We start from the raw sequence: 9,050 nt of genomic DNA on the forward strand, positions 1-9,050 counted from the left end.
TTCCCTTCTTTTTATTTATTCCAAATATCTTCGTTGTATTGAGCAATTGTACGGTCAGATGAGAAGAATCCTGCTTTTGCGATGTTAGAAATAACTTTCTTCATCCATAATTCACGATTTTCGTAGTCTGCTAACATTTCTTCTTTCTTAGCGTAATATTCCTCAAAGTCAATAAGTGTCATGAACCAGTCTTTGTTAAGTAGTTCGTTGTATAATCTTTCTAATCTTTCTTTATTTCCAAGTTTTACTAACTCTTTAGAAACGATGAAGTCTACAACTTCTTTAACACCGTCTTTTTCATAGTATTCTTTTGAAACATATCCAGCAGTTTCATAAAGTTTAATGATTTCATCACTTTCCTTACCGAAAATGTAGATATTTTCACGGCCAACTAGTTCGTCAATTTCCACGTTAGCTCCGTCTAGAGTTCCTAGTGTTAAAGCTCCGTTTAGCATGAATTTCATGTTACCTGTTCCACTTGCTTCTTTAGAAGCTAATGAGATTTGTTCACTTATATCAGTTGCTGGAATTAATTTTTCTGCAACACTTACGTTATAGTTTTCTACTAAGAATACATTTAAGTATTTATTTACTTCTGGATCATTGTTGATTAATTCTGATAGACATAGAATTAAGTGAATGATATCTTGTGCAATAATGTAAGCTGGAGCAGCTTTACCACCGAAGAATACTGTGATTTTTCTTTCTGGTAATTTTCCATTTTTAATGTCTAAGTATTTTTTGATTACATATAAAGCGTTCATTTGTTGACGTTTATATTCGTGGAATCTCTTGATTTGTGTATCGATAATACTGTTTTCATCTAATTCGATACCTTGAGTTTCTTTTAGGTATTCTTTAAGAACAAGTTTGTTCTCATGTTTGATTTCTTCTAACTTAGCTGCTACTTCTTTGCTGTCTACAAATGCTAGTAATTTTTCTAATTTAGTTGCATCTGTTAAGTACTCATCACCAATTAGATCTTTTAAGTAAGCTGCTAATGGTCTATTAGAAAACTCTAACCAACGTCTGAATGTAATACCGTTTGTTTTGTTGTTAAATTTCTCTGGGTATAATTCATAGAAGTGTTTTAACTCAGAGTTTTTAAGGATTTCTGTGTGTAGGTAAGCAACCCCGTTTACACTGTTAGAGAAGTGAATATCCATGTTTGCCATGTGTACTCTGTCATCTTTATCGATGATTTGAATATCTTCACCTTCATATTTTTCTCTAATAACAGCATCTAATTTTTTAATAATTTTTACTAAGTGTGGCACTACTTCTTCTAAGAATTCTAATGGCCATTTTTCTAATGCTTCAGCTAAGATAGTGTGGTTTGTGTAACCAGTCATTTTTTGAACGATTGTGTACGCTTCTTCAAATTTAATTCCATGTTTTTCAGTTAACAAACGTACTAATTCAGGAATTACCATACTTGGGTGAGTATCATTGATTTGAACATATGCATATTCGTATAAATCATGAACATTACTTCCTTTAGCGATAGCTTCATCTAAGATTAATTGAGCTGCGTTTGATACCATGAAGTATTGTTGGTAAATACGTAGTAATTCACCATTTTTATCACTATCATCTGGATATAAGAATAATGTTAAGTTTTTCTCAATTTCAGTTTTATCAAAACTAATTCCTTTTTCAATAATACTGCTGTCAATTGAATCAATATCAAATAGATTTAGATAGTTTTTAGTATCTTTTTTGTATCCTAATACGTCAATTCTTTTTAGTGTTGATGTTAAGTTGAAGTCTTTAAAAGGCACTGTATATTTAATATCAGTATCTCTTAACCATGAAGAATCTTCAATCCAGAAGTTTGGCTCTGCATGTTGTTCATTTTTAACAAATACTTGTCTGAATAATCCACAGTGGTAGTTTAATCCCACACCATCACCATTAATTCCTAATGATGAGATTGAATCGATGAAACAAGATGCTAAACGTCCAAGACCACCGTTACCAAGTGATGGTTCTAATTCTGCTTCTTCAACATCGCTAAGACGTTTATTAGCTGCTTTTAATTCTTTTTCAATTTCTTCATAAATTCCTAAGTTAATTAGGTTGTTTGATAATAGTTTACCAATTAAAAATTCTGCTGAAATGTAGTAAACTTTTTTCTTATCATTATTGTGCGCTTTTTTATCAGCTTCTTCTTTTACATAGTTTAATAATTGTTTATAAATTTCTTTGTTATCTAAAGTACTTAGTTCTTTATTTGTATTATCTAATACATATTTACTAAATGACATTTTATACCCTCTCTCTTGAATATCTTACTGTAATGTTTCTTAAAAATTCTTTTCTCTCTTCTGTTAGATCTTCTGCAAGCATTCTCCATTCCCAGTTTCCTCCAACTGTTGATGGAACGTTCATTCTACTTGTTGCATCTTTATCTAACAAGTCTTGCATTGTTACGATTGCATAATCACTTACTGATGAGTAAATTCCTCTAATCATTGCTTCAGTAATAGGTTCTTCATCACGACGGTTTAAGTATTCAGAAACTAGCTTTCTTTCTGATTCGCTTAATTTTTCATACCATCCGTTAACTACGTCATTATCATGTGTTCCAGTGTATGCTACACTATTTTGTGTATAGTGATGTGGACGATCTAAATTATCTTCTCCTGGGAAAGCAAATTGAAGAATCTTCATACCTGGATATCCAGAATCATCTAATAATTTTTCCGCTTTCTCATCTATAAATCCTAGATTTTCTGCGATAATCGGTAAATCACCTAATTGCTCTTTAATTTTTTGGAATAATTCAATTCCTGGTCCAGCTTCCCAAGTACCGTTGACTGCATTTTCAGCATCTCTATCAATTTGCCAAAAATCAGAGAAACCTTTGAAGTGATCTATACGAAGTACATCGTAAATTTTAAAACTCTCTTGCACTCGATAAATCCACCATGAGAAACCTTGTTCTTTGTGTTTTTTCCAATCATAGATTGGATTACCCCAAAGTTGTCCAGTAGGACTAAAATCATCTGCAGGACATCCAGCAACATAAAGCGGTTCATTGTTTTCATCAACTTTAAATAGTTCTGGCATAGTCCACATTTCAACGCTATCTCCACTTACATAAATTGGCATATCCCCAATTATTTTAATTCCTTTACTGTTAGCATATTCTTTCAACGCTAACCATTGTTTAAAGAAGAAATATTGAGTAACTGTATAGTATCTTATGCTATCTTGAAGTTCTGTACGATATTTTTCACGTGCAGTTTTATCAGCTCTTTTAATTTCTTCATCCCAATGAATGAAACTTTGATACCCGAAACTTTCTTTTATAGCCATATACTCAGCATAATCAGCTAACCAGCTTGAATTTTCTGCTTCAAATTTTTCAATTTCAGCTAATATTTCACTATTTTTAATTGTGTTAGCTACTGCTTTTTCTAAAATCGGTCTTCTAGCTTCGAATAATAAAGCATAATCAACTTTTTCAAGATTATCGCCGAAATTAACATCTGAATAGTCGCTTTCTTCAAGCAATCCAGCTTCTACTAATAAAGAAAAATCAACTAGGTTCAGATTTCCTGCTACTGCTGAGAAACTTTGGTAAGGTGAATCACCATAACTTGTAGTTGTTAATGGTAAAATTTGCCAGTAAGTTTGTTCTGTTTCTTGTAGGAAATCTACAAAATCATAAGCACTTTTACCAAATGTTCCTATTCCAAATTGTCCCGGTAATGATGTAATGTGCATCAAAACACCACTTGAACGTTTTGTCATTGTTTTATCCTCCGTTATATTTATAACTTATCTTTACAAAATAAGTTTTATCACTTAACACCTATTATTATAATAAAACACTTTCATTTTGTCAACAACATTTATGTAATTCTTTTTATTTTTTTCGCCAACATATACGTAAATGTTATACAAATAATGAAAGATGTCCTTAACTCTTGCAATTTGAGCAGAGTCCATTTATAATTAAGTAGATAAATTTTGCGAGGAAAACAATATATGAGTAAATACAAAAAAGTCTATAATGACTTAAAAGGAAAAATAGATACTCGTTTTTATAAGCGTAATACAGAATTACCAAGTGAAAATGAGTTAGTAAAAGAATACGGTTATTCTAAAGACACAATCAGAAAAGCACTATCTCTTTTAGAAATTAATGGTTATATCCAAAAAATCAAGGGTAAAAACTCCTTAATTCTAGGACACGGTAGAATTAAAAATAACTATCTTGGAAATATTAAAACTTCTTCAGAGTTAAATATCGATGGAAAATATGAAATTAAAACAACTCTTGAATCGCTTTACATTATTCAAGGTGATAAGAAAATAATGAATATTTTTGGAGCTGATGAAAATAATGATTTTTATAGAGTTAGTCGTAGCAGAATGATAAACGGCGAGCGACTTGAATACGAGGTGTCATATTTTGATCGTAACCTTGTCCCATTCCTTAATAAAGAAATAGCTGAGTCTTCAATCTATAAATATTTAGAAAAAGAATTAGGACTAAATATTACACATTCTCGTCGTCAAATATCATTTAGATATGCATCTGAAGAAGAAAAACAAAATATGGATTTAGGTGAGTATAACATGGTCGCCGTTGTAGAAAGTATCACATATTTATCTAATGGGAATATTCTCCAATACGGAATACTTACTTACAGACCTGATAAATTCACATTTGTAACTATGGCAAAAAGATAATAACGATTCATAAATTACGATTTTATTAAAATCTAATTTATAGAATCGTTCTTTTTTTAAAAAATTTTAAACTTACTGTTTTAAGTGTACTTTTGTTTTCTCAAAAGGATATTCCGGTTAGAAAATGAGCCTATAATCTCATTTTCTCGCAGTAAAACACAAGTGTATTTTACTTCAGCTACTACAAAACAGTAAGGAACACATAAAATAAAGTTATTGATATAAAAATTAAGTTTTTACTGTTATTAATTATATTCAAATATTTTGGAATGGTGAAAATGGATCTTTAAAAAGTTTCATCGGTGAAATTAAGACTACAGGCTTAATTAAGCTAATATAGATTATATTTTAAAACACTTCTAACCATTGATATAATAGTATCTTATTAAGTAAATAGATTTCTATACAATATCAAATTTTAAGACTTTTCGGAGAGAGTTCGGAGAGTTTTGGGAAACAAAAACACATTAAATAAGTGCCAGTAGTTCTATAAATAAATGAGATAACAGGTAGTATTTTACTATCTGTTTTTTCCTAATAAATTAAAGTAGTTTAACAAGAATTTTGATTATTTCTAGTATATCGTTTTACTTGATATGTATTGCTATGATATAATATTTTTTGCGGGTACACGCTCATTTAAATAATGAGATTTATTTTTGTCTAGTGGTACTATCACTAGGCTTTTTTTATTTTCTGTAACTACATTATAACTTTTATTCTTTAGAAGTATATGATATAATATGTTTAAGGAAGATGGATGGTACAGGACGCCCATCTTTGTGGAAATGCATTTTATTTTTTACGCTTTGGGTTGCAGCCCTTAGCGTTTTTCTTTTTATTAAGTATTTTTAACTACATTTTATCATTGATGAATTTCAAGAAATAAACCTATTGATTTTTTATTTTTAATGGTTTATAATTACTGTAGAAATAAAGTTTAGCAAACATTGAAAGACTTCTCAAAATTAGATGAGAAGTTCTTTTTTTGTCTTAATTTTTCCAATAATGGTTAGTAAGTCATTTCCTTTGTGAATGATTGGGCACAGGTTGGTCTTTAAGTTTTTTTATTTTTTGAGATTTTTAATAGGAGGGCGGTCTTCTCAAATAAGGGAAGTATACCTCATACCTTTTATAGTAATATATCCTTATACTATCCTTAGCCCTTGACTTGGCTCATGTCTTTGTATCTTAGTTCATTGTTATTAATTACTTGATGTATCTATCTATCACTAACAACAAACCTATTCAATCATGATACTTGTATCAACTATATAGCCTTATGGTATAAGGTGATTAGGTAACTGGAATAAGCCCAACAAATGTAGTACATATCAATCTACATTAGTTAGCTATCTATGAATATATAATGATATGATATAACCGAATGAATATATATTAGTGTTGCTTATCCTCTAGTATCTGATACGATTAATCAACCTAATTTAGATATCTACACATAATCTTAATTACTTGTATATGATTAATACATGTTCTTAGCTACCTCTTGTATTAATGTAGCGAATGCAATTATCACCATATAATATTACTTCTCTTGAATATCAATACTCTTGTAATTCTTTGTTAGATATTCTTTTAAGATAAATACCTTTTATATAGAACTACATAGAATAAACAAGCTCTTATATGCTCTAGTATAATCAATGTACCTTGTATAATTACTAGGTTTGTATATAGAGTAGAGAGCATACAAAAGATATACAGAGGGTTTAATATTTAATTTCTTTATGAAAAATATACAAACTAAAAAAATAAAGTTAGTGCAAAATGCACCAACTTAAATAAAAATAAAAACAGTGGATTTATTCCACTGCCTTTTTAACTTTGTTATACTCCTAATTCATTTTTTAAAGCTTGCTGTAATACTTGTGAAAAGTTTATTTTTTTCTCTTTCCCTAAGTCTACTAACCATTTAGGTAAAGTAACCATTTTATTTACTGCTTTATTTTCTTCTCTACGTCTAATAAAATCAGTATCAACATTAATTAATTGTAATTGTTGATTATCGTTTAATTTAGCTTGTAACTCTTGATATGTACTTGGTTTTGGTATACTCATTTTTTCATCTTCTAATACTAATAAATATCCCTCTAGAGCGTCCTTACTCATGTACAAAGCTTCTTCTAAATTATCACCAAAAGTAATACAACCTTTTAAATCTGGGAATGTTATATCTATATAATCTTTTTCTTGTGTAAATACTGCGTAATACATATATTTCATGTGGTTAACCTCCTAAAATCAAGGGGCTTTATTTCAAGCCCGCTTGTTTTAATATCTTTTGTGCCGTCCCTTTTGGTAAATCTCTCTTTGGGTGCGGTACAGTTATAAGATAATCTTTGTTAGGGTGCTTAAATTGGTGGTGACTACCTTTTATTCGGACTTCTTGCCAACCTAATTTATTAAGCTGTTTTATTAATTCTTTCGAACTCATGAGTTTACCTCCTAACAATATATATTTTAACATATGTTTTAACATATGTAAATATTTTTTTAGAAGATTATTAATTTTAATTTTTTTCATCTTAAAATATTCTTATTTTGCTTTTCAGTTTCTAAAATGATTTTCATCAAAAAATAGGTTTTTTCCTCTAGCTTCGGAGAGTTTTCGGAGAGTATTTTCAAAAAGTCAAGTGTATCAAGACTCTAGAGTACTTGAAAATTAAATTACGTACTTAATTTCACCGAGTGGTTGACCCAAAAGTCCTGAAATTTAACAAAATTCATATGGGAACTCATAGACGCAGTGGTTTATTGATATCTAAATTTGCTTTATAAAAGCTTTTTAGATATCTAATAAACTGTGCAGGGGTGACTCGACAAAATCGTTTTCTACGAAAATCACAATTTTTGAGTCACTCCCTTTCACCATTACAAAATATTTGAACAAAATTACTGATAACTAAAAATATTTATTTCATTTATTGATTAGTTTTTTTATTTTTCTTACTGTTTTGTAGTAGCTGAAGTAAAACACGTTTGTGTTTTACTTCGAGAAAATGAGACTATAGGCTCATTTTCTAACTGAAATATCCTTTTGATGATAGCAAAAGATATGGAGGTGTCGCAAGCTACACTTAAAACAGTAAAAAGAAAAATATAAAAATTTCTAAGATATGGCATCCCTTCATATATTAAAAAAGCTGATAAAGGAATTCATCCTTCTATCAGCTTTTTATATTATTATTTTAATCTTTCTTCTAACTCTGCTTTTAACTCTTCAAATCCAGGTTTTCCTAGAAGAGCAAACATATTTTTCTTATACGCTTCTACTCCAGGTTGGTCAAATGGATTTAATCCTTGCATATATCCAGAAATACCTACAGCTTTTTCAAAGAAGTATACTAAGTATCCGAATGTGAACTCACTCATATCTGGAAGTTCTACTACAAAGTTAGGTACTCCACCATCTGTATGAGCAAGAAGAGTTCCTTCAAATGCTTTAGTATTTACAAAGTCCATAGTTTTTCCAGCCAAATAGTTAAGTCCATCTAAATTATTTTCAGCTTCTTTAAGTTCGATATCTTTATTTGGTGATTTAACTTTTAGGATAGTTTCAATTAAAATACGACGCCCTTCTTGAACATATTGTCCCATTGAGTGAAGATCAGTTGAGAAACAAACGCTTGATGGGTATAACGCTTTTCCATCTTTACCTTCAGATTCACCGTAAAGTTGTTTCCACCATTCATTAAAGTAAACCATTGATGGTTCATAAGAAACAAGAATCTCAATTAATTTACCTTTTTGTTGTAGTACGTTACGCATTACAGCATATTGATAAGCAATATTAGTACTTAAATCTGGTGAAGAAAGTTCATCTTGAGCTAATTTCGCTCCAGCCATCATTTTGTCAATATCAACTCCACTTACAGCAATTGGAAGTAATCCTACCGCAGTAAGAACTGTGAAACGTCCGCCGATATCATCAGGTACTACAAATGTTTCGTATCCTTCATCATCTGCTAGTGATTTTAATGCTCCACGAGCTTTATCAGTAGTAGCGAAGATTCTTTCTTTTGCTCCTTCTTTACCATATTTTTCTTCAAGTAATTCTTTAAAGATACGGAATGCAATTGCAGGCTCAGTAGTTGTACCAGATTTAGAAATTACGTTTACAGAGAAATCTTTTCCTGTAGTTTTTAAGTAATTAACTAATTCTTGAGTATAACTTGAAGAAATAGTGTGACCTACGAAGAAAATTTGAGGTGTTTTTCTATCTTTTTCATAGAAGTTATAGAAACTATCATTTAACATCTCAATAGCCGCGCGAGCTCCTAAGTAAGATCCACCAATTCCGATAACAACAAGTACATCAGAATTAC

6 protein-coding genes are annotated in these 9,050 nt (G+C 30.1%); 1 reads left to right on the top strand and 5 read right to left on the bottom strand.

The window, feature by feature from the left end; translation table 11 throughout:
* Positions 1-11: 11 nt before the first annotated feature.
* Together glgP and malQ are read right to left on the bottom strand one after the other, a co-directional pair.
* Positions 12-2,267, bottom strand: coding sequence for a glycogen/starch/alpha-glucan family phosphorylase (gene glgP / locus RWS90_RS04660; protein WP_314549084.1), 2,256 nt, complete (start codon positions 2,265-2,267; stop codon positions 12-14).
* A 1-nt stretch (position 2,268) separates the two neighbouring features.
* Positions 2,269-3,759, bottom strand: coding sequence for a 4-alpha-glucanotransferase (malQ, locus tag RWS90_RS04665; protein WP_314549086.1), 1,491 nt, complete (start codon positions 3,757-3,759; stop codon positions 2,269-2,271).
* A 237-nt stretch (positions 3,760-3,996) separates the two neighbouring features.
* Here malQ and RWS90_RS04670 point away from each other — a divergent pair, with 237 nt between their 5' ends.
* Positions 3,997-4,704, top strand: a complete 708-nt coding sequence (locus tag RWS90_RS04670) for a UTRA domain-containing protein (protein ID WP_314549088.1) — start codon at positions 3,997-3,999, stop codon at positions 4,702-4,704.
* A gap of 1,848 nt (positions 4,705-6,552) precedes the next feature.
* Here RWS90_RS04670 and RWS90_RS04675 read toward each other — a convergent pair.
* The 3 genes from RWS90_RS04675 to RWS90_RS04685 form a co-directional block, all read right to left on the bottom strand.
* Positions 6,553-6,948 carry a type II toxin-antitoxin system HicB family antitoxin gene (locus RWS90_RS04675; RefSeq protein WP_271965255.1) on the bottom strand — a complete coding sequence of 132 codons (396 nt, stop codon included), beginning with the start codon at positions 6,946-6,948 and terminating at the stop codon, positions 6,553-6,555.
* Positions 6,949-6,976: 28 nt separating this feature from the next.
* Positions 6,977-7,159 carry a type II toxin-antitoxin system HicA family toxin gene (locus RWS90_RS04680; RefSeq protein WP_271965256.1) on the bottom strand — a complete coding sequence of 61 codons (183 nt, stop codon included), beginning with the start codon at positions 7,157-7,159 and terminating at the stop codon, positions 6,977-6,979.
* A gap of 749 nt (positions 7,160-7,908) precedes the next feature.
* Positions 7,909-9,050: glucose-6-phosphate isomerase (locus tag RWS90_RS04685; RefSeq protein WP_314549090.1), on the bottom strand; the 1,142-nt coding region annotated here is incomplete at its 5' end.

Source organism: uncultured Gemella sp. (assembly GCF_963529685.1).
In the GTDB taxonomy this organism is placed as follows: Bacteria; Bacillota; Bacilli; order Staphylococcales; family Gemellaceae; genus Gemella.